The 21,125-nt window shown below is 47.4% G+C and carries 15 protein-coding genes, 1 pseudogene and 1 riboswitch; of the genes and pseudogenes, 6 read left to right on the top strand and 10 right to left on the bottom strand.

Annotated elements, in window-relative coordinates; all coding sequences use genetic code 11:
• Positions 1-344: 344 nt before the first annotated feature.
• Positions 345-998, bottom strand: coding sequence for a 3,4-dihydroxy-2-butanone-4-phosphate synthase (ribB, locus tag MO387_RS04905; RefSeq protein WP_107946220.1), 654 nt, complete (start codon positions 996-998; stop codon positions 345-347).
• A gap of 190 nt (positions 999-1,188) precedes the next feature.
• Positions 1,189-1,419: riboswitch (FMN riboswitch) on the bottom strand.
• Between the two features lie 180 nt (positions 1,420-1,599).
• On the opposite strand from ribB, the gene MO387_RS04900 reads away from it, so the two are divergent.
• Entirely contained in the window at positions 1,600-3,735 is a 2,136-nt protein-coding gene (locus MO387_RS04900; protein WP_107946221.1) for a S9 family peptidase, read from the top strand.
• A 20-nt stretch (positions 3,736-3,755) separates the two neighbouring features.
• Positions 3,756-4,025, top strand: a pseudogene (locus MO387_RS04895) (GIY-YIG nuclease family protein); the annotation flags it as partial.
• Between the two features lie 245 nt (positions 4,026-4,270).
• Here the strand turns inward: MO387_RS04895 and MO387_RS04890 are convergent.
• From MO387_RS04890 to MO387_RS04880, 3 genes are all read right to left on the bottom strand, one after another.
• Positions 4,271-4,963, bottom strand: a complete 693-nt coding sequence (locus MO387_RS04890) for a hypothetical protein (RefSeq protein ID WP_107946223.1) — start codon at positions 4,961-4,963, stop codon at positions 4,271-4,273.
• A 121-nt stretch (positions 4,964-5,084) separates the two neighbouring features.
• Entirely contained in the window at positions 5,085-5,555 is a 471-nt protein-coding gene (locus MO387_RS04885) for a hypothetical protein (protein WP_107946224.1), read from the bottom strand.
• A gap of 309 nt (positions 5,556-5,864) precedes the next feature.
• Positions 5,865-6,665, bottom strand: coding sequence for a hypothetical protein (locus MO387_RS04880; protein ID WP_242326109.1), 801 nt, complete (start codon positions 6,663-6,665; stop codon positions 5,865-5,867).
• Between the two features lie 276 nt (positions 6,666-6,941).
• On the opposite strand from MO387_RS04880, the gene MO387_RS04875 reads away from it, so the two are divergent.
• Entirely contained in the window at positions 6,942-7,709 is a 768-nt protein-coding gene (locus tag MO387_RS04875; protein WP_107946226.1) for a class I SAM-dependent methyltransferase, read from the top strand.
• Positions 7,710-7,733: 24 nt separating this feature from the next.
• Here the strand turns inward: MO387_RS04875 and MO387_RS04870 are convergent, their stop codons facing one another.
• The 6 genes from MO387_RS04870 to hslR all read right to left on the bottom strand — a co-directional run bounded on the left by MO387_RS04870 (position 7,734) and on the right by hslR (position 16,242).
• A complete protein-coding gene (locus tag MO387_RS04870; protein ID WP_107946227.1) occupies positions 7,734-9,779 on the bottom strand; it encodes a M14 family metallopeptidase in 2,046 nt (681 codons plus the stop codon).
• Positions 9,780-9,923: 144 nt separating this feature from the next.
• A complete protein-coding gene (locus tag MO387_RS04865; RefSeq protein ID WP_107946228.1) occupies positions 9,924-11,093 on the bottom strand; it encodes an FUSC family protein in 1,170 nt (389 codons plus the stop codon).
• Between the two features lie 293 nt (positions 11,094-11,386).
• Positions 11,387-12,637: a dicarboxylate/amino acid:cation symporter gene (locus tag MO387_RS04860; protein ID WP_011848179.1), complete on the bottom strand. Its 1,251-nt coding sequence runs from the start codon at positions 12,635-12,637 to the stop codon at positions 11,387-11,389.
• 578 nt (positions 12,638-13,215) lie between these two features.
• A complete protein-coding gene (locus MO387_RS04855) occupies positions 13,216-14,757 on the bottom strand; it encodes a phosphoenolpyruvate carboxykinase (protein ID WP_107946229.1) in 1,542 nt (513 codons plus the stop codon).
• A 211-nt stretch (positions 14,758-14,968) separates the two neighbouring features.
• Positions 14,969-15,829: an Hsp33 family molecular chaperone HslO gene (gene hslO / locus MO387_RS04850; RefSeq protein ID WP_107946230.1), complete on the bottom strand. Its 861-nt coding sequence runs from the start codon at positions 15,827-15,829 to the stop codon at positions 14,969-14,971.
• A gap of 14 nt (positions 15,830-15,843) precedes the next feature.
• Positions 15,844-16,242, bottom strand: a complete 399-nt coding sequence (gene hslR, locus MO387_RS04845; RefSeq protein ID WP_107946231.1) for a ribosome-associated heat shock protein Hsp15 — start codon at positions 16,240-16,242, stop codon at positions 15,844-15,846.
• A 253-nt stretch (positions 16,243-16,495) separates the two neighbouring features.
• On the opposite strand from hslR, the gene gspC reads away from it, so the two are divergent.
• Genes gspC through gspE form a run of 3 tightly spaced genes read left to right on the top strand, consistent with a single transcriptional unit; the run spans position 16,496 to position 21,122 of the window.
• Complete coding sequence (gspC, locus tag MO387_RS04840; protein WP_107946232.1) at positions 16,496-17,425, top strand: type II secretion system protein GspC; 930 nt, start codon at positions 16,496-16,498, stop codon at positions 17,423-17,425.
• Between the two features lie 24 nt (positions 17,426-17,449).
• Entirely contained in the window at positions 17,450-19,564 is a 2,115-nt protein-coding gene (gspD, locus tag MO387_RS04835; protein ID WP_107946233.1) for a type II secretion system secretin GspD, read from the top strand.
• Positions 19,557-21,122: a type II secretion system ATPase GspE gene (gene gspE, locus MO387_RS04830; protein WP_107946234.1), complete on the top strand. Its 1,566-nt coding sequence runs from the start codon at positions 19,557-19,559 to the stop codon at positions 21,120-21,122. Before gspD ends, gspE begins: the two co-directional genes overlap by 8 nt.
• The last annotated feature ends 3 nt before the right edge of the window (positions 21,123-21,125 follow it).

The raw sequence follows: 21,125 nt of genomic DNA, 5'->3' as shown, positions 1-21,125 counted from the left end.
TATTTAACATAGGCGGCCAGTCACCGCGACCTTTAGTTTATGGATATCTAATCTAGGTCACGAAATTAAGCAAATTGTTATATATCGAGCTAAACAGCTATTTTTATTAGCATATTTTGTGCCTATCAAACAAACATTTCATTTGTCTGTGATGTGAGGCAGTTTTTGTCATTCGAAAGAAAGACTTTATTTCATGTTCCATGGGCAGTGATTCAGGGAAGATATAAAAAGTGGGATAGGCGAAGTTGGGCTGCAAATAACGCCCAATAAAAAGGACGTTTGCCGCAGCGAAACGTCCTTTATTTTTTAGCTAATGACCTAAGTTTAGGCCATTGAGGTTTGACTTAACCGACCTTCGCCAGTAGCGATTTACGGTAGACCACTATGTCTTCAATCGTCAGCACAGGCATATTGTGCAGTGCGCCGAAGGCGATAATTTCGGGTAAACGCGCCATAGTACCGTCGGGATTGGTGACTTCACACAATACACCAGCGGGTTTTAAGCCAGCGAGTTGCACTAAATCGATCGTGCCTTCAGTGTGACCACGGCGGGTCAATACCCCACCCGGTTGCGCGCGAAGTGGATACACATGGCCAGGACGAGCGAGATCACTTGGCTTAGCGCCATCGGCAATCGCCGCTTTAATGGTGGTCACGCGATCGGCGGCAGAAACCCCTGTAGTCACACCAACTTTAGCTTCAATACTCACAGTAAACGCCGTGCCGTATTGGCTCGAGTTGTTTTCCACCATAGGGGGCAACTCGAGGGCTTTGACTTTTGCATCGGGTAAACACAGGCAAACAATACCGCTACATTCACGGATGAGCATGGCCATTTGCGCGTTAGTCAGCGTCTCGGCAGCGAAAATTAAATCGCCTTCGTTTTCTCTATCTTCGTCATCGACAACTAACACACCTTGGCCTTGACGCAGGGCATTAAGACCCGCTTCAACGCGTTCGATAGCAGTACCAAAAGGAGCAAGTAAAGACTGATTCATGGTTAATATCCTTAAATAAACGACATTGGAATATCCAGAATCAGGGCGTGCAGAAATACAACCTAATCAAACCAAAAGGCTCGATTTTGCTGTAGCAATATCACTTCACTTGGGGTGAAGTTATTGCAAAACATGAGGCTAACACTGCGATACATAAGCGCGTTGCACTTAAATACCACAAGGTGTTGTCTTACATTCTCTTCCATCCGGACTCAGCACTGTCGCCATTAAAGCAAACAGTCCATTACCGTCGGCTCTGGAATAGTCAGTTTTGCACTAGGCAAAATCTAAGGCACCAGATCTGCTGACCCCGAAAGTGATTTCGGGCGCTCGCGGGCTTTGGGGATGCTCAGTAAAATAATCACTTCGCTGTTACCCATTTACCGCCGGTGGGGAGTTTCACCCCGCCCTGAGAATTTGCTTTTGAGCCGTTTGCGCTCAAAAACGCCGTTATGTTGCTCTTATTTACCGCGAATGGCAACTTCTCGCGTTCAATGTTTGCGCTAGTGCACACCTGACCACTATCATATTGAACACATAAGCTTATTGACTTGCCGTTGCATTCTGCGACGGTCGTTATGGACGTCACAAGGACGTATAAATGCGATCTCTGCTGCTAACTTTAGGTATTGCCATGTTGTTATCCGGTTGTTCGACCTCAAAAGGGCAAGTACCCGCCCCAGTTGCTGAAAAAATTCCCCATGTGATGACTTTGCATGGCGTAACGCGCACCGATGATTACTATTGGCTGCGTGATGATGAGCGCAAAGATCCTAAAGTGTTGGCCCATCTCGAAGCCGAGAATCGCTACACTGCGGCCTATTTCAAACCCTTAAAGCCGCTGCAAGATGGCCTTTTTAAAGAGTTAACTGAGCGCTTAGTCGCCGATGAGTCGAGCGTGCCGTACCAATGGCACCAGCACAGCTATTACAGTCGTTATAAAGAAGGCGGCGAATATCCGCTAATCAGCCGTAAGGGCGTCGATGGCGTTGAGCAAGTGATGCTCGATGTGAACGAGCGAGCTAAGGGCCATGAGTTTTATGGCTTAGGCGGCGCCAGTGTCAGCCCAGATGAAACCATGTTGGCCTTTGGCGAAGACGTCCTCAGCCGCCGTGTATATCACATTTATTTTAAAGATTTGGCCTCGGGTGACATGATCGTCGACGTGCTTGAAAACACTGAAGGTCGCGTAGTGTGGGCGAACGACAACAAACATGTGTTCTATATCGCCAAAGATTTGCAGACCTTACTTGGCTACCAAGTGTATCGCCATGAGCTGGGCACTAAGCAATCTAGCGATGTTTTAGTGTATGAAGAACAAGACGATTCATTTTATATCTCGCTGGGCAAAACCTTAGATGAGTCGCAAATTGTGTTGTTCCAAGAGAGCACCACAACGAGCGAAGTGTCAGTGCTCGATGCCAGCGAACCTCTGGGTTTATTCAAGCCAGTGTTAGCGCGGGAAGAAGGCCACGAATACAGTGTGTCTAAGCTGGGTGATACTTATTATATTCTCACCAACTGGCAGGCGACAAACTTCCGTTTGATGAAGGTCGCCATTAAAGATGCGGCGGACAAATCTAAGTGGCAAGAAGTGGTTGCGCATAACCCCAATGCCCGTATCGAAGACGAGTTAGTGCTCAAGGATTATCTGATTATTCAGACCCGCGAAAATGGCCTGACGCGAATTAAAGTGATGCCATTCAATGGTCAAAAGCCCTTCGAACTGAGCTTTGATGAGCCTGCCTATGTGATGGGTTTAGATGTTAATGCCCAGCAAGACAGCAATAAGTTACGCATTTTCTACTCTAGCCTGACAACGCCAGAAGCCGTATACGAATATTCGCTGGTGAATCCCGATAGACGTGATTTATTGAAACAAGATCAAGTCTTAGGCGGCTTCGATGCCAGCCAATATCGTGCCGAGCGTGTGTTTATTACCGCCCGTGATGGCGCGAAAGTGCCTGTCTCTTTGGTGTATCGTAAAGATAAATTCAAGAAAGATGGCACTAACCCTCTGTATCAATACGGTTATGGATCTTACGGTTACACAGTTGAACCCGATTTTTCTTCATCCGTTATCAGTCTGCTCGATCGCGGTTTTGTGTATGCCATCGCCCATGTGCGCGGCTCAGAAATGCTCGGTCGCCCTTGGTATGACGACGGTAAGCTGTTGAATAAGCAAAATACCTTCAATGATTTTATCGATGTAACTACGGCATTAACGGCGCAAGGTTATGGTGATAAAAACAAGGTCGTTGCCTCAGGCGGCAGTGCGGGTGGTTTGCTAATGGGCGCAATTGCTAACCAAGCACCGGACAAGTATTTTGCCATCGCAGCCCATGTGCCGTTTGTTGATGTGGTGACCACTATGCTGGACGAGTCGATTCCGCTCACTACCAACGAGTACGATGAATGGGGTAATCCAAACGAGAAAACTTACTTTGATTACATGCTGAGTTACTCGCCCTACGACAATGTCACCGAGCAAGAATACCCACACATGTTAGTGACGACGGGTTTGCATGACTCGCAAGTGCAGTATTTTGAACCCGCCAAGTGGGTCGCTAAACTGCGCGATGTACAGAATAAGTGGTACAAGATGGATGATAAGGTGTTGTTATTCAATGTGGATATGGAAGCTGGCCACGGCGGTAAGAGTGGCCGTTATCGCCAGTACCAAGACACAGCCCAAGAATATGCATTCTTCTTGAGTCTGTTAGGCATGGCGAAGTAGGTCATTCGCAAGTGACCGAATCTGCCCTTTGGTATTTGTATCTAGTCCGCTGCGCCAACGGGCATTTATACACAGGCGTCACCACAGATGTCACACGACGCTTTAGCGAGCATCAGTCGGGTGGCATCAAATCCGCTAAGTATCTGCGCGGTAAAGGTCCATTAACACTGATGTATCAAGAGCAGGTTGGCAGTCACGGCGATGCACTGCGCCGTGAGATCGCAGTTAAAAAGCTGAGTCGCAGTCAAAAGCTGGCGTTGATTGAGTCTGTCGAACATAGTGCGATATAAAAGAGCAAAATCCTATTAAGTCATTGGTATTTTTATACAATGATTAAGCTCTGTCATTCCAGTGACTCGCAGCAAGTACGTCCCTGTATGCTCGATCGTGACATCCATGTCACGGACGGTCACTTCCATGACAGTGCTTAATCCCGCTAACCTCTGAGTATCTTATTTGCATGAACATATCCAAATTCAACAGTGGGTTTCTCGATAAACTTCTCTCGAACTACATGTCCGGTCTTTTTCTATGCTTAATTTACAATCTCTGGTAGGGCTTCTCTCAAAAGTTCCAACTCCTTTTTGTTTGCTTTAATCCAAAGTTTTTTCAAGTTTGGTATCGAAGCCAAAATATCGATAGTTTCTTTAGTCTTAATGACATTTGTTTCAACAAGATATAACGCAAAAATATTTTTATTTCCACGCAACTCATCAATACTGGACAACTGTGGATTCCCGCTAAGGTCTAAAATTTTTACGCTTTCAAGCGTTGAAATGATAGAACCAAAATCTAACTTTTGACATTTATTTAATGATAAGTAACTTAAACTCTGTGTGTTTCCGGTAATTTCAGAGAGTTTGCTTGCATGGGACACACTTAATGATTCCACTGAATCTGAGCATAAATTAATTGACTCTAATGAACGAACGATGGAGCAGTTTAATGAAATTGCGGCATCAACTTTTACATTAATAACCTTGGAGTTGAATATATTTACATGCTTAATTCCGTCAACCAACTCAGATGATTTATTTTGCTCAACATAACCTTTCCGAATGAATGCCATTATGGCTTTCCAATCATCTCGCTGCCACTCAGAGTTATATACATAATCCAATATTGGTAATATAGAATCGAAGGTAGGCAATGAATTTTCCCATCTCTGCCATTCTGAAACATTTTCTGGTGCTAACTTTATATATTTCTTAAAAGATGAAATGTCCATATTATCACTTAATTAAAATTGGGTTGTCGAATTCAGAACGTTGATCTCTTCCGGTATATTTTTGCATTTCTTTTGAGAAGCGGCTCTAAATTCTGATGATTTATTCTGTCGCACTATCCCTTTACTCACGCTTATTTGAGCTTGCTAAAGCTTTAAGGCGAAGGTCACTCTTGCTCAGCGGTGCGAGTGCTTCGGCTTTGGTGAGGTAGTGCATTGTGATGTGGATAGCGTCTTGGTGGTGACTAAACTCCCTAAAAATGCGTTTTGCAATCAGGAGATTCAATTGATGTGCCGCTAATGAAGCATGCTCATGCTTTATCTGTAAAATAACCTCTTCTAGGGAGATCGTGGGAATTTCTTCCAAGGTTATAAGAAAGGCTTTTGCGACAGTTCTGGCGTGTGAGAAATAGTCTGAGTGCGCATCTAAGGCGTAAATATGCTTGAAAATATGTGTGGCTAGGGCTTTATTGCCATTGTGATACAAAGATTCGCCATCAAAGCAAATATCCCCAAGTTCTTCCATTATCTGTCTGGGATTATCCGATAGAGAAAGCGCTTCAATTGCTTTTTGGTATTCCGAAAATTGATCCATATTCTCGACCTTACTGGCAATACAGTGTGACTTTTCGACTATCGAAGTGGGAAGGCTGACAATCTTAGCAAATCCACAAGGTTAAAGCGTAACGGTCTGAATAAAATCAACATCATTTCTGCAAACTCAAGCTTAATTTCGGTATAAAAAAATGCCACTACAAGGGGTTAGTGGCATAAATGCATAAGTCGGGCACAAGCTTAAAAGGGTGGGTAGAAGACTGACATCTTGGCTGGGAACCTTTGCAACATCAGTCTCTACGCCGGGAAGTGGGTAAAACCTTTGGGTGTAGGGTGGCAAAATAGCGCGTTATTCCATGCTTACTGGGCCGTCGATTTTGTTAAATTTCACATCGCCAGAACCTGCCGCAAGAATCGTTAATCCCTTAGTGTTAAACACATTAATGTCGCCTGAGCCATCTGTGATGGTCACAGCACTTTGCACATTGGCGACTTCGATGTTGCCTGAACCGTCATCGATAGCGATATTGCCGCGAACATCAGTCACCTTGATGGCACCAGAGCCATCTTCAACGGTTAGGTTGCCGTTGATTTGACTGACTTCAATATCACCTGAGCCATCATCAATGCTGACATTGTTACCGCCGTTGATGATGAGTTCGCCTGAACCGTCTTTGACATTGATATCTGCTGTCATCTTGCTGATCAAAATGGCACCTGAGCCGTCATCGATATCCAGTGCTAAATTCGCAGGTACTTGCAGTTTTAGGTCGATATAGGGCGAGTAATTATTAAAACCGCTTTGTTCAAAATCGGCTTTGAGCTTGGCCTTGTTGGCCTTTTTCTCAAGGGTGAGAATGAGTTTGCTGTCGTTGCTGTCGTTGCTGTCGTTGCTGTCTTTATTGCTATAGATATCAGCGACGAGTTTAATTTGAGTTAGGCCTTCTACACCGATAATCTCGAGACTGCCCGCACCTGTTTCGGCAATCAGACCTTGTAAGTCTTGGCTATCGAGTGTGAGTTCGCGTTGCTGGTGGTCTAAATCGGGCATGCCAGCGGCGTTGACATTAATAATGCAGCCAGTGAGCGATACCCCTGCGGTAAACACCAATATAAAAGCGAGGGTGAATATAAATGGGCGTAGTGACATGTTAGCTTCCTTGTTTATCTGGCACTCGTTTTTCGGGTGAGTGCAGAGTAGTCTGGCGATGGATAAGACATTGCACAGCCCATGCCAATTTTAAGTTTCATTTATAATCAAATGTTTAAACTAAAAGTGTCCGTGCTTTGCGGTGCGGACATGTCCGCCAAATGAGTGATTTACTCACAGATTAGTGAAATTGCTCATTTATTAAGTTAGCTTGAGCCTCATAGGTCTGGCTGGGCAAACATACAGACAAGACAAAAAACATAAGAAGGGATGCAGATGGATTATTTAACGACGAACAAAACGGCTTGGGATGCGCGCACTCGGGTACATTTAACTTCGGATTTTTATGATGTGGCGGGCTTCCTGCGTGGGAATAGCTCATTACGGGAAATTGAGCTGAGCGAGCTTGATGTGGCGGGGAAAAGTTTGCTGCATCTGCAATGTCATTTTGGCTTAGATACCCTGTCGTGGGCGCGCATGGGTGCCAGAGTTACAGGCGTCGATTTGTCTGAAGTGGCGATTGAAGAAGCACAAAAGCTGGCGCAGCAGACACAATTGTCCGCCGAGTTTATCTGTAGCGATGTTTACAGTGTGGCGGGTAAGGTTGAGCCGCAAGATATTGTGTTTACGTCTTATGGTGCCATTGTGTGGTTGCCGGATTTAACCCTGTGGGCACAGACGGTTGCCGACTGTTTAAAGCCCGGCGGACAGTTCTATATGGCTGAATTTCATCCGGCGCAGCAGTTGTTCGATGGTTATAGCTATTTTAATCGGGGTGAGCCAGACATAGAGCTGGAGGGCACTTATACCGAAAATACCGATGATGAACAGCAAACCTTAATGTGTTGGTCACACAGTCTATCGGAAGTGATCAATGCGTTATTGCAGGCGGGCTTAGTGTTGGAGTTTTTCCACGAATTCGATTTTAGCCCGTACAACTGTTTCGAAGGGCTCGAAGCGCAAACCGATGGCCGTTATGTGTTAACACACCAAGGGCAGAATGTGCCCTTAGCGTATAGCGTTAGCGCGCGTAAGTCTTTGTAATTAATGGCGTTTTTATGGCGAAGATTAACGACTACGGTAAACCGGATACTTAAGGTAACGGTTATCGTAGTAAGGGCTGCGTTCATAGAACCAGCGTAGGCGTGCCTCGGGATCGGCGGCAAATTCGGCGTTGGTCAGTGCTTTATCGAACTCAGCCTGCAGCTTAGGATCATCTTTTAGCATCTTGGCTGCTAGCGGTTCAACCGCATAATCTTCAATGTATTCAGTGCGGGTGAAGATAGGATTGAAGAAACCCCATTGCAGCAAAGAATCTGGCGATTGCGGCTCTAGCAGTAAAACAGCCAGATCGCCCAGCGGTTGATCTGTGCTGATTTTAATGGTGCCAGCGGGCAGAGTGGTGCTGACTTTCGTCAACTCTGACTCGGCTTTGACCGTTTGACGGCCCTCAAAATCCTTAGTGTTAAACACGGGATTACTGAGTTTATATTGCTGTAATTTAAGCTCTGTCGGTTTGGTCAGGCGCGTCATACGAATGCCGTGTATATTCAAACGATCAATCACTTGCGTCCATTGCGCCGGAATATAGTAAGCGCTCGGACGAGTGACTTTAATATCGGGTACAGTCTCAGCGAGCACAGGCAGATTTGGGTACAGCTTAGGTTGACCGTTCCAGCGCACCACCTCTGTGCCGCTAATCGGACTCTGCTCTAGCTGGTAATCTATACCCTTAAAGTCCCAACCTTTTGCGAGCGGTGCCGATTTCCACGTTAATGTAATCAGCGGCGAAGCGCGGTACTTATCTTCCTGAATCGCACTCTTCAGTTTAGTCGCCTGTTCGCCCACGGTTTTGAGGGTTTGCTCCAGCATCACATAGGTGCCGAGCACCCTTTGCGAAAAGGGTTTTAAGCTATGGTTTTCTATCAAAATAGTGGGTAAATGGCGCGCATCGCCATAACCGTTAGAGAAGCGCGGGCTTGGATTCCACAGCGACATACCTTTGGTGATATCGGCGTTATCCACGGCAAAAATCAGCGGGCCGGGAATATGGCCTTGCTCGGTTAATGCTGCTTCAACTGCGGGTCTGTAGCTGTTTTCGAGCCAGCGGTAACTGGCTGGGCTTAACCCTTGGGCGAGGTTATAACCAAAGGTGACATCGTATTGGTAATCGATGCCGTCGGTGACATGCACATCAATATACAAATCTGGCTGCCACACGTTGATTGCGCGCAACATGTGCTGCATTTCTAAGGTATCGGCCTTGGCATAATCGCGGTTAAGGTTGAGATTATTTGCCGTAGTGCGCCAGCCCATATTCACAGGGCCACGTTGATTCACGCGATTAAATTCGCCGCTGCGCTCATGGGCATCGACACTAAACATAGGCACAAACAAGAGGTTGGCTTTATCCAGCAGGGTGCTTTTATCGCCCTTGATGATGTCGCGTAGCAGCATCATGCCGGCATCTTTACCGTCGATTTCTCCGGCATGAATCCCCGCCTGCACTAAAACCGTTGGCTTAGTGTTTTGCTTGAGGCGCGCCGACTCATTAATGCCTTCACTGCTGGCGATATACATCCAAATATCGCGCCCCTGTGGACTTTTACCTAAGCTCACCTTTTGTAATTTATCTGACTCGCCCGCAAGTTTGTCGAGCCAAGCGATAGTGGCATCGTAGCTTGGGCTCTCAATGCCACTACTTTGCTCAAACGGCGTCGCCCACTCGTTATCGACACTCAACATGAGCGATTCGCTGGCGCCATGCCAAGTGATGCTGGGCGGTAAAATGGCATCGTTGACAAAGGTGTTGGCTCGCTCAGGGATCGGCGCGGGCTCTGGCGCTACAGTTGTGGCATCGGTTGTGACAGTCGCAGCGGGTTCGGTTGCTTGGGTATTCGCAGCTGGACTTACATCCTGTGGCGCTGTTGCTACTGGGGTTTCAACTGGCGTTTTGTTGGTGACGGTTTGCGCCGCAGCGACTGGCGTTGAGGTTGGCAAAGCTGTAGATGGTTGATCTAAGGTTTTTGCATCGTTGGCAACAGCATCGACAGTGTAGAGACTGCCCGCAGAAAGGCAGGCAATGGCGATAACGGAGAGGGAAAATAAGCGCATGAAAAGAGTCCATATATCGAGTTTTTATTAGGACGGTATCTTTTCATTAAACGCCCCGTTAACGCAAGGGCGGCCAAGGGTTTATCTGGCATTCAGACGGTGGATACGATTGGTATAAAGCCCTGAATGAGAAGTCCGAATAGTCTAATCCGCTTTGCCGGACGTTATCTGCGATGCGGGCTGCTTGTTATAGGCAATTTCGATAATGGCGATGTCTTCGTAAAGCGCTTCGACGGCAATGGCGAGCTGATAAATAAGCCAGCTATATCCTGTGAGCGCAAATCCCTGCGGGACTTCGCCGTTGGTTGCGGCGGCATTTGAATCGGTTGTTGATGCCGTGGTTGTTGATGTCTCGATTGTCGATGTTATAGGGGCTGAGGCTAGCGAAAGCTGGAGTCTGTGTTGTAACTCTTGTTCTAAGCATTCCGGCAAGGTCGGTAATTGTTGAGCTTTACCCGCTAAAAACTCTGCAAGCTGTTGTAAATAAAAGGCGAGCTCAGAGGCAACCGCATTAATCTGCAGATAGGCGTCTTTGTCTTCTTCCTGCCAGCGGGTTAAGGGCAAGAGTTCGAGCAAGGTGATTAGCCGCACTTGTTTATTGGCAAGTTGCGACAACAGTACTTTGTGTTTTTTGAGGGTTTTACTTTCCCATTCTAAGGAGAAAAACAGCTTCTTCTGGGTGAGTACGGCTTTCATCGCGGCTTCGAGTTTGGCGCGAAAATCGAGGTCGTGATTAGCGGGCGCCTTAAGATGCTGGGCTAGTACTTCGGCCATATTGTCGATGGCATGAGTGAGTTGAGAGCGCCAATCTTGTTTGGCTTTGATGGGAAAAATAAACAGCGAGACCAAAATAGCGATCACGCAGCCAGAAAGTATATTGGCCGTGCGCCACAGTGCCTCGGAGGTGTCGTGATTTGCATCGCCGACCACTATGATGATGGTAAATCCTGACACTAAATAGGCGTAGCTGTAGCGTCCGGCCGAGATAAAACAAATCAAACTGACGGCCAAGATCAGCAGGCTCATGATCAGCCAATAACTGTCAACTGTGGCAACCAGCATCACCCCATAAGCTGAGCCCAAACAGGTACCTATCGCTCTTTGAAGTGACTTTTCAATCGCGCCGCCGACCTGCGGCAGACTCATCATGATGACAACAATCGTCACCATGCTCCAAATAAAATGCGGCGGCGCCCAAATAGCATTAATAGTGACAGCAACGAGCAGGGCTAAACCGAGTTTTAAGGCGTGGACTGAACGGAAATGACGATAGATAAAGTCGGCAAAGGGTGTGGCTGGGGCAAATACAGACATAGGGCAGAATTCCTTTGGGCGTTAGCCAAGCGACATTACGTAGAGCCAGTATCGCAGAAAAACCGTGTCACTTGCGGCTATTGCGCCAGAAAGAAATGCAAATTGCGAAATCTAGCAAATTGAGCTTAGTGGATAGCGCGGGAGAGATCACATTTAAATTCAGATATTTGAATTGGATTGGCTGAACAGTCGTGTGCAGAAGCGGGGTGTTATGCCGTGCAGTAGGCATAAAAAAGGCTTGAATAAGCCTTGCCTATTCAAGCCGGTATTTGAAGCGTTGAGTACTGTATTTGCTAGCTTAAGCTGTGCTCGCTATCCGCTTTAACTTCAACTTCTGTGTACTTATCCATGATCAAGGCACAAGCCGCATCGCCAGTGATATTAAGTGCGGTGCGGATCATGTCAAACACTCGATCTAAGGCAAACAGTAAAGGTAAACCATCGATAGGGATGCCAGCCGCTAACAGCACTGCCACCACTAAGAAAGACGGACCGGGCACACCCGCTTGACCAATTGCGCCTAAGGTCGAAGTGAAGATAATGGCTGCATAGGCCGTCATCGACAGGTCGACGTTATACATTTGGGCGAAGAACATGGCCACTAAACCATAATAAATCGCGTTGCCGCTCATATTGATCGTGGCGCCTAACGGCAGCACGAAGGCTGTGGTTGCTTTAGAGACTTTAAGATCTTCTTCGCAGGTTTCCATATTCACCGGCAGCGTCGCCATTGACGAGGCGGTCGATAACGCCATCACCTGTGGTTTCTTCATTGCCGAAATAAACTGGCGTGCCGACACTCTTGAGAAGAGCTGCACTACCAATGGGAAGAAGATAAAACCGTAGATCAGAATCGCGGCCACAAACACGGCGAATAACTTAAATACCACTTCTAACGCATCGAAACCGAAGGTGCCCACGGAATCGGCCATCAAACCAAATACACCGATAGGCGCAATGATCATCACGCAGTTGATCATCCATACAAAGGCGTCGACGACAGTGTTGAGTGCGGCCAAAATTGGCTTAGCGCCATCGCCTTTAACCTTCGTCAGTGCGATACCGAAAAAGATACTAAAGACTAAGATTTGTAAGATGTTACCGCCGTTCAGCGATTCGAACACATTGGTTGGGATCATACCGATAAAGGTATCCATCACCCCAGGCAATGCGCCGTGTTCCTTGGTTACTTCCATCAAATCTGAGCTGCTGTGGGCAGTGAAATCCACACCCGCGCCCGGTTGGAACAGATTTCCCATCACCAACGCCAGCACCACGGCGATGCCAGATGTCACGATAAAGAAGCCGAAAGTGCCGATGCCAATCTTACCCGCCGATGGGCTATCGCCTAAGCTCGCCGCGCCGCTGATGATAGAAACTAACACTAGTGGGATCACTAGCATTTTGATTAAATGGATAAAAATGGTTCCGAGTGGTGCAAACACGCTTGCACTCTCGCCCATGATAAAACCGACTAGCGCGCCGATAATCATGGCAATAACCACTTGCACACCAATATTGCCTAATAAACTCTTGCTCTTCATTCTTGCGAAACTCCCCAGTTGCCGCAGCATTTTGTGTGATGTAGGCGATTTGAATCTAGATGCCGTAAACCTTAGTGATTAAGGCTTACTCTAGGCTAAAAGCCAATGCCCAACACTTTTTTTGTCCGGCTAAAGTACCACAATTGCATAGCTGGGGATTGTGAAACATTACCAACCTTGGTTTCAAAATAACCAAAGTCTAAATCACATAAGTGTTAAATGAGGAATGCTTAAATTTATTGGCTTAAAAATGAATAAAGTTTATTTAATGGTGCGATTTTAGCTGCCGGATTGATGAATTGTGATTTTTGGGGCTGTTGCAACATCTGCTATATAAATTTCATTCGGATGCCCACCAATATAGTTGCCGTCGCAATGATGCCGTTGGGAGATATTAAGCGTCCATCCATCTTTAATGAGGGAGTCGCTGAGCTTTAAATGGTCGTGCAGCATTGACTCTGTGGGATCTTAATAGCATCAAGACTAAGTATTTGCCTTTGGCACGACAATAAAAAGCGCCGACTCATTGCTGGGTCGGCGCTTTTTACAAGTAAGGCTATGGCTTAATGCTTAAGCGCTTATGCCTTTGGACCAGCGTTGCGGATAGCGTCTGATACTTGATACTTAGCGAAGTTTTTAGTGAAAGCTTCGGCCAGTTTCTGGGCATATTCGGCGTATAGCGTTTTATCGCCCCAAGTGTTGATTGGGTTGAGTAAGTTGCTGTCTACGCCAGTGACTGCCACAGGAACGGCGAGGTTCAATGTGTCTAAGTGGACGGTTTCCACATCTTTCAATTCACCGCTGACAATCGCATCGACGATGGCGCGAGTGGTGGGGATGTCAAAACGTTTACCCACACCGTGTGGGCCGCCAGTCCAGCCGGTGTTGACTAAGTACACTTGGCTACCGAAGGACTCAATGCGCTTCATTAACAGTTCTGCGTACACGCCAGCAGGGCGTGGGAAGAAAGGTGCACCGAAGCAGGTTGAGAAGGTCGATTGGATCGCTGAGGTTGAGCCGATTTCAGTCGAACCCACTTTAGCTGTGTAGCCAGACAAGAAGTGGTATGCCGCTTGTTCTTTGGTCAGGATAGAAACTGGTGGTAATACGCCAGATACGTCGCAGGTTAAGAACACAACGGCATGTGGCTCGGCGCCGCAGTTGTCTTCTTTACGTTGGGCGATGTGCTCCAGCGGATACGCCGCGCGGGTGTTTTCCGTCAGGCTGCTGTCTTTGTAGTTGGGTACGCGGTGTTCGTCCATTACGACGTTTTCAAGTACAGTGCCGAAACGAATCGCATCCCAAATAACAGGTTCATTCTTCTGGCTTAAATCGATACATTTGGCGTAGCAACCGCCTTCAATATTGAATACGCCGCCAGGTGCCCAGCCGTGTTCATCGTCACCGATCAGGAAGCGTTTTGGATCGGCAGAGAGTGTGGTTTTACCTGTGCCAGATAAACCGAAAAATAGCGTAGTGTCGCCATCTTTACCTACGTTAGCCGAGCAGTGCATAGGTAGCACGCCTTGGGCTGGCAGCAGGAAGTTTTGTACAGAAAACATAGATTTTTTCATTTCGCCAGCGTATTTCAGGCCAGCTAGCAGCACTTTACGTTCGGCGAAGTTTAAAATCACCGCTGCATCTGAGTTAGTCCCATCACGCGCGGGATCGCAAACAAAGTCAGGGGCATTGATGATCTGCCACACTGGCTTGTCTTTACGGTTAAATTCTTCTGGGATGATAAAAAGGTTGCGGGCGAACAGTTGGTGCCAAGCGTATTGCGTGGTGACACGTACTGGTTGGTAATGCTCAGTATCGGCACCGACTTCGAGGTCAGATACAAACAGTTCTTTATCGGCTAGGTAAGCTTCTACCCGCGCCCATAAACCTTCAAAAGCACCGGGATCGAAAGCTTGATTGACTGGGCCCCATTCGATGTCTGCTTTTGAGCTGGGTTCTCTTACGATAAAGCGATCGCCGGGTGAGCGACCACTGCGAGCGCCTGTTTTAGCGACTAATGCGCCATTGGCTGTCAATTCACCTTCGCCGCGTAGCAGGGCAAATTCGACAAGTTGTGCTGTTGAGGGGTTAAAGTGAACGCGGTTTAATCCATCCGCCATAGTGAGGTCTCCATTTGATTTGTAAGGTTATTTTTGTTATCGATCGTCTGCCGATTTTGTTTTATTTATCACCTAAGTCGTGCTAGGTAACAAAGTGAGGCGATTGTAGCCTAAGCCGAGTGCAATGTGTGAGGGGATTGTGGGGATGAATAAAAAATGGGCGCCTAATCGGGCGCCCATATTGTTTAGCTTTGATGAACCGGTTAAGTGATTATTGCTGAGTCGCGGATGACTGACCGTTCGCAAATAATGCCGCTACGTCTATGGCATCAAAAATGTATTTTGCGTGGCAATATTCGCAGCCCATTTCAATCTTGCCGTCTTCGGCGAGAATGGCTTCGATTTCCGCTTGATCTAAGGTCTTGATCGCGCCGGCACTGCGTTCATGGGAGCAAGTACACTTAAAGCTCACATCGATAGGATCGAATAGGCGCACTTCTTCCTGATGATAGAGGCGATGTAATACGCTTTCTGCATCAAGAGTGAATAACTCTTCGGCCTTGATGGTCGACGTTAGTTGGCTCAAGTGTTCGAAGTCGGCGTTGTGATCTTGCTGGCTTGGCAGAATTTGTAGGAACATGCCCGCCGCTTGTTTGCCGTCGGCAAATAACCAAATGCCTGTTGGTAACTGTTCAGATTGATTGAAGTATTCTTCAACACAGGCCGCAAGTGTTGGCTTGTCCAGTGCGACCACACCTTGGTAGCGCTCACCTTCATCGGGTGTTAAGGTGATGACCATATAGCCCTGACCGAACAGATCGGTAAGGCTAGCATCATCGGCAAGTTCAGCATTCCAGCGAGCCACACCGCGTAACTCTTGTAGATTGTTACCGTTGATCACCGCTAAAGAAACAGGGCCGTTGCCCTGTAACTGCACGCTGATATCGCCGCTAAATTTTAATGTCGCGGTTAATAGCGAGGTGGCCGCCATTAATTCACCCAACAGCACTTGCAGTACGGCTGGATATTCTTGGGCGCTGATCACTTGTTGATAGCTGTCTTGTAACTGCACCAGTTCACCACGCACATCGGCATTGTCGAACAAGTAGCGGTGTAAAGTATCTTGGTTCATCGTGTATCTCACTGTTAAAGGTCTTTAAAGCGCATGAGCTGGCGTCGTTGCTTTTTATCTGGTTTCTGATCGGGTATCGGGTTATTGAGCATGTGGAGACGTCGTTGCTCAGCATTAATGGCCCGTTTAGCCAGACTAGTCGCGGTTTCTTCGTACAATTCTTGTGCAATCGCACCACTTTGGCGTAATTGCGATAATTTTTTTATGACGATCTCTTTATCGTCATATCCTTGGCGTATCTTAAGGACGGCGCCTATCTCGGCATTCCTACTAGATTTGGCGCGCTGGCCGTTGTAATGTACTTTGCCGCCGTTAATCATTTCTTTGGCGATGGCACGGGTTTTATAGAAACGTGCAGCCCAAAGCCACTTATCGAGTCGAATGTCTGTTTTGTCGCTTTGACTTTGCGTCATAGTGTCTCCAGCTAAAAGATCGATGAGTTCACATGCCGAGCAAGAAAATGCGTGAAGTGCATTTCTATTATGTTAAAGGGTGGCGTGCTTCACACCCTTTTGTGGCGGGAAAAGTTAGCATAATTGGCCTATTTTCGCCAATTTGAATGCTGTTATGGGCTTGTTGCCAAATGCAGCCTAGGTTAGCATGAGGCGGTTATTGCCTAATTATTATAATCAGAACAGAGACCTGTATCGAGGGTCCACATAAAATATGGATTTATTAGATAAAGTTATCGCAAAAGCCATTGGCATGCCCCATAAACTCCTAAGCCGGATTGTCTTCTGGTTGGGCTTTATTGTGATCATGTTGTTAGCTGCGCAAATTACATGGAAATTAGTGCCTACTCACTCATCTGCCAGTGCTTGGTCCCCAACGCCCGTAAGCGTGAATGGCAAAGGTGCTGGTCAGGTTGATCTCGCAGGTCTGCAGCAGCTTGGACTCTTTGGTAAGGCGGATGCGACATCTGATAAACCTAAAGTCGAAGTCGTTGAGACTGTGACCGACGCACCTAAGACTACACTTTCAATTCAGCTGACTGGGGTTGTCGCATCGACGGCCGACCAAAAAGGCTTAGCGATTATTGAATCTAGTGGCAGCCAAGAAACCTACAGTTTAGGTGATAAGATCAAGGGCACTTCTGCATCACTCAAAGAAGTTTATGCCGACCGCATCATCATCACTAACGCTGGCCGTTACGAGACCTTAATGCTCGATGGCTTAGTGTACACCAGCCAAAGCCCAGCCAATCAGCAGTTACAACAAGCTAAAAGTAATAAGGCTGGCTCGGCAGTGAGCCGTGTTGATCAACGTAACAATGCCGATATTTCCCAAGAACTCGCCGAATCCCGCACCGAATTGTTAGCCGACCCCAGTAAGATCACCGATTACATTGCCATTTCACCCGTGAGACAGGGTGATTCTGTGGCGGGTTATCGTTTGAATCCGGGTAAAGACGCCAATTTGTTCAAGCAGGCGGGTTTTAAAGCCAATGATTTAGCCAAATCGATTAATGGATACGACTTGACCGTAATGAGTCAGGCGTTAGAAATGATGAGCCAATTATCCGAGTTAACCGAAGTTTCTATTATGGTTGAACGGGAAGGACAATTGGTTGAAATCATGTTTAGTTTGCCGCAATAACACGCGTTAGAGGAAAGAAAAAGAATGAATAACAAAAGGATTCGACGCAAGCTGATTGCAGGGATTGTTGCGGGTGCAGCCATGTTCTCCTCCCAATTCGCTTGGTCTGAACAGTATGCGGCCAACTTTAAGGGCACGGATATTCAAGAGTTTATCAACATAGTTGGTAAAAACTTGAACAAGACCATCATAGTCGACCCGACGATCCGCGGTAAAATCAACGTTCGCAGTTATGATCTGCTGAACGATGAACAGTATTACCAGTTCTTCCTCAACGTCTTACAAGTCTACGGTTATGCCATCGTCGAGATGGAAAATAACGTCATCAAAGTCATCAAAGACAAAGACGCCAAAACTGCAGCAATCCGAGTGGCTAATGATGCCGAACCTGGGATAGGCGATGAGATGGTCACGCGTATCGTGGCGCTGTATAACACTGAGGCCAAGCAATTAGCTCCGCTGTTACGCCAATTAAATGATAACGCGGGTGGCGGTAACGTAGTGAACTACGATCCCTCCAACGTCTTGATGTTGTCTGGCCGTGCTGCCGTGGTGAATAAGTTGGTTGAAATTGTCCGCCGCGTAGATAAGCAAGGCGATACCTCGGTGCAAGTCGTGCCGCTCGAATACGCTTCTGCGGGGGAAATGGTACGAATTATCGATACCCTTTACCGTGCCACGGCTAACCAAGCTCAATTGCCAGGCCAAGCGCCAAAAGTGGTTGCCGACGAACGCATCAACGCTGTGGTTGTTAGCGGTGATGAAAAGAGTCGCCAACGTGTGGTCGAACTTATTCATCGTCTCGATGCCGAGCAAGCCAGCACAGGCAACACTAAGGTGCGTTACTTACGTTATGCCAAGGCCGAAGATTTAGTTGAAGTGCTGACAGGGTTTGCCCAAAAATTAGAGGGTGATAAAGACCCAAGCGCTCAGGCTGCTGGTGGTAAACGCCGTAATGAAATCAATATCATGGCGCATACTGAAACCAATGCCTTAGTGATCAGCGCCGAGCCCGATCAAATGCGCACCATTGAGAGCGTGATTAATCAGCTCGACATCCGCCGTGCTCAGGTACTCGTAGAGGCCATTATTGTCGAAGTTGCCGAAGGCGACAGTGTCGGCTTTGGGGTGCAATGGGCGGCGAAAGCGGGTGGTGGCACTCAGTTTAATAACTTAGGCCCAACCATTGGTGAGATTGGCGCTGGTGTATGGCAGGCGCAAGATAAAGAAGGCACATTCATCACTAACCCGAGTACTGGTCAGGTGATAGGTCAAAACCCGAGTACTAAGGGCGATGTTACCTTACTTGCACAAGCTTTAGGTAAAGTGAACGGTATGGCATGGGGTGTGGCCATGGGTGACTTTGGTGCGCTGATCCAAGCCGTATCCAGTGACACTAACTCAAACGTACTGGCGACACCTTCTATTACTACCTTAGATAACCAAGAAGCATCTTTCATCGTCGGTGATGAAGTGCCTATTCTGACGGGCTCTACCGCCAGCTCTAACAATAGCAACCCATTCCAAACCGTTGAACGTAAAGAGGTTGGGGTTAAGTTGAAAGTGGTGCCGCAGATCAACGAAGGCAATGCGGTTAAGCTGACGATTGAGCAGGAAGTATCAGGAGTTAACGGTAATACAGGTGTAGATATTTCCTTTGCGACACGCCGTTTAACCACTACCGTTATGGCTGATTCAGGGCAAATTGTGGTTCTGGGGGGCTTGATCAACGAAGAAGTGCAAGAAAGTGTGCAAAAAGTGCCTTTCTTGGGTGACATTCCTATTTTGGGACATTTATTCAAATCTTCTTCGAGCAAAAAGACCAAGAAAAACCTGATGATCTTCATCAAACCAACCATTATCCGTGATGGCATCACAATGGAAGGGATTGCTGGGCGTAAATATAACTATTTCAGAGCATTACAACTTGAGCAGCAAGAGCGTGGCGTTAACTTAATGCCAAATACAAAAGTGCCTGTGTTGGAAGAATGGAATCAATCAGAGTATTTGCCGCCAGAAGTTAACGCGATTTTAGAGCGTTACAAAGAAGGCAAAGGTTTAGATGCCCAGATGCGCCAAACGGATCCGACTTTAAAGTCACTGGAAGAAAACAAGAATAAAGATAAAACCAATGAGTGAAATACAATTATCCCAAGTCGATGACCTCAGCCAAGTCTCCAATGAGCTAGGTCTGGAAGCTGAAGGTGATGAGGTGTTTCGTTCGAGCAGTAAAGAGCGCTTACCTTTTGCCTTCGCCCATCGCCACGATGTGGTGCTCGCGCCGGGTGAAACGGGCGAGTTGAGCTTGTTTTATACCAGCAAAACACCGTTAACGGCCATGCTCGAAGCACGGCGCTATTCGGGTGTTGATTTGCCTTTGGTTAAGCTCGAAGTCGCGAAGTTTGAGGCCAAACTCACTCAAGCGTATCAGGCGAACTCGTCTGAAGCGCAGCAGTTGATGGAAGATATCGGCAACGAGATGGATTTATTCACCCTTGCCGAAGAACTGCCGCAGACCGAAGACTTGCTCGAAGGTGATGATGACGCGCCTATCATCAAACTGATTAATGCCTTGTTATCTGAAGCGATTAAAGAAGAAGCCTCGGATATCCACATCGAAACCTACGAGAAACAGCTCATAGTGCGTTTCCGTATCGATGGTGTGCTCAAGGAAGTGCTTAAGCCAAACCGTAAGCTGTCGTCGCTGTTAGTGTCGCGGATTAAGGTGATGGCGCGCCTCGATATCGCCGAAAAACGTGTACCACAAGATGGCCGTATTTCCCTGCGTATTGCTGGTCGTGCGGTAGATGTGCGGGTATCGACCATGCCATCGAGCCATGGTGAGCGCGTCGTGCTGCGTCTGCTGGATAAAAATACTGGCAACCTCGATTTAGAGCAATTGGGGATGACCGACAGTATTCGGGTTAAGTTTGAAGATCTTATCCGTCGCCCCCACGGTATTATTCTGGTGACTGGCCCAACGGGCTCGGGTAAAAGTACCACCTTGTATGCGGGTTTGACTGAGATTAACTCTAAAGACACCAACATACTTACCGTGGAAGACCCAATCGAATATGAGCTAGACGGCATAGGCCAGACTCAAGTTAACATTAAGGCTGACATGACTTTCGCTCGAGGTCTGCGCGCGATTTTGCGTCAAGATCCCGATGTGGTGATGATAGGTGAAATCCGTGACCTCGAAACCGCGCAAATTGCGGTGCAAGCATCACTGACTGGTCACATGGTGATTTCAACCCTGCATACCAACACGGCCTCTGGCGCAATTACGCGTTTGCAAGACATGGGCGTTGAGCCATTCCTTGTATCATCGAGTTTGCTCGGTGTGTTGGCGCAACGTTTGATCCGTACCCTTTGTCCAAAATGTAAAATTGAGCATGTGCCCGATGCACGTGAGCGTGAGTTACTGGGCATAGCGGCCGATGACGACAGACGTATCTTCCGCGCCAATGGTTGTAAATCCTGTGGTAACAATGGCTACCGTGGTCGAACCGGTATTCATGAATTATTGCTGGTTGATGACAATGTACGCGAATTGATCCATGGCGGCCGCGGTGAGTTAGCTATCGAAAAGTATATCCGTCAGTTTGTGCCGAGCATTCGTCACGATGGCATGAGCAAAGTGCTCGCGGGCATCACCACTCTCGAAGAAGTGCTACGTGTGACTCGCGAGGAGTAATTT

This window comes from Shewanella sp. N2AIL (genome assembly GCF_022690845.1).
In the GTDB taxonomy this organism is placed as follows: Bacteria; Pseudomonadota; Gammaproteobacteria; order Enterobacterales; family Shewanellaceae; genus Shewanella; species Shewanella baltica.
This window is presented reverse-complemented; position numbering and strand designations above follow the sequence as displayed.

Coding starts and splice junctions, on each gene's coding strand:
- ribB (WP_107946220.1), bottom strand. CDS start 998: ATGAATCAGTCTTTACTTGCTCCTTTTGGTACTGCTATCGAACGCGTT.
- MO387_RS04900 (WP_107946221.1), top strand. CDS start 1,600: ATGCGATCTCTGCTGCTAACTTTAGGTATTGCCATGTTGTTATCCGGT.
- MO387_RS04890 (WP_107946223.1), bottom strand. CDS start 4,963: ATGGACATTTCATCTTTTAAGAAATATATAAAGTTAGCACCAGAAAAT.
- MO387_RS04885 (WP_107946224.1), bottom strand. CDS start 5,555: ATGGATCAATTTTCGGAATACCAAAAAGCAATTGAAGCGCTTTCTCTA.
- MO387_RS04880 (WP_242326109.1), bottom strand. CDS start 6,665: ATGTCACTACGCCCATTTATATTCACCCTCGCTTTTATATTGGTGTTT.
- MO387_RS04875 (WP_107946226.1), top strand. CDS start 6,942: ATGGATTATTTAACGACGAACAAAACGGCTTGGGATGCGCGCACTCGG.
- MO387_RS04870 (WP_107946227.1), bottom strand. CDS start 9,779: ATGCGCTTATTTTCCCTCTCCGTTATCGCCATTGCCTGCCTTTCTGCG.
- MO387_RS04865 (WP_107946228.1), bottom strand. CDS start 11,093: ATGTCTGTATTTGCCCCAGCCACACCCTTTGCCGACTTTATCTATCGT.
- MO387_RS04860 (WP_011848179.1), bottom strand. CDS start 12,637: ATGAAGAGCAAGAGTTTATTAGGCAATATTGGTGTGCAAGTGGTTATT.
- MO387_RS04855 (WP_107946229.1), bottom strand. CDS start 14,757: ATGGCGGATGGATTAAACCGCGTTCACTTTAACCCCTCAACAGCACAA.
- hslO (WP_107946230.1), bottom strand. CDS start 15,829: ATGAACCAAGATACTTTACACCGCTACTTGTTCGACAATGCCGATGTG.
- hslR (WP_107946231.1), bottom strand. CDS start 16,242: ATGACGCAAAGTCAAAGCGACAAAACAGACATTCGACTCGATAAGTGG.
- gspC (WP_107946232.1), top strand. CDS start 16,496: ATGGATTTATTAGATAAAGTTATCGCAAAAGCCATTGGCATGCCCCAT.
- gspD (WP_107946233.1), top strand. CDS start 17,450: ATGAATAACAAAAGGATTCGACGCAAGCTGATTGCAGGGATTGTTGCG.
- gspE (WP_107946234.1), top strand. CDS start 19,557: ATGAGTGAAATACAATTATCCCAAGTCGATGACCTCAGCCAAGTCTCC.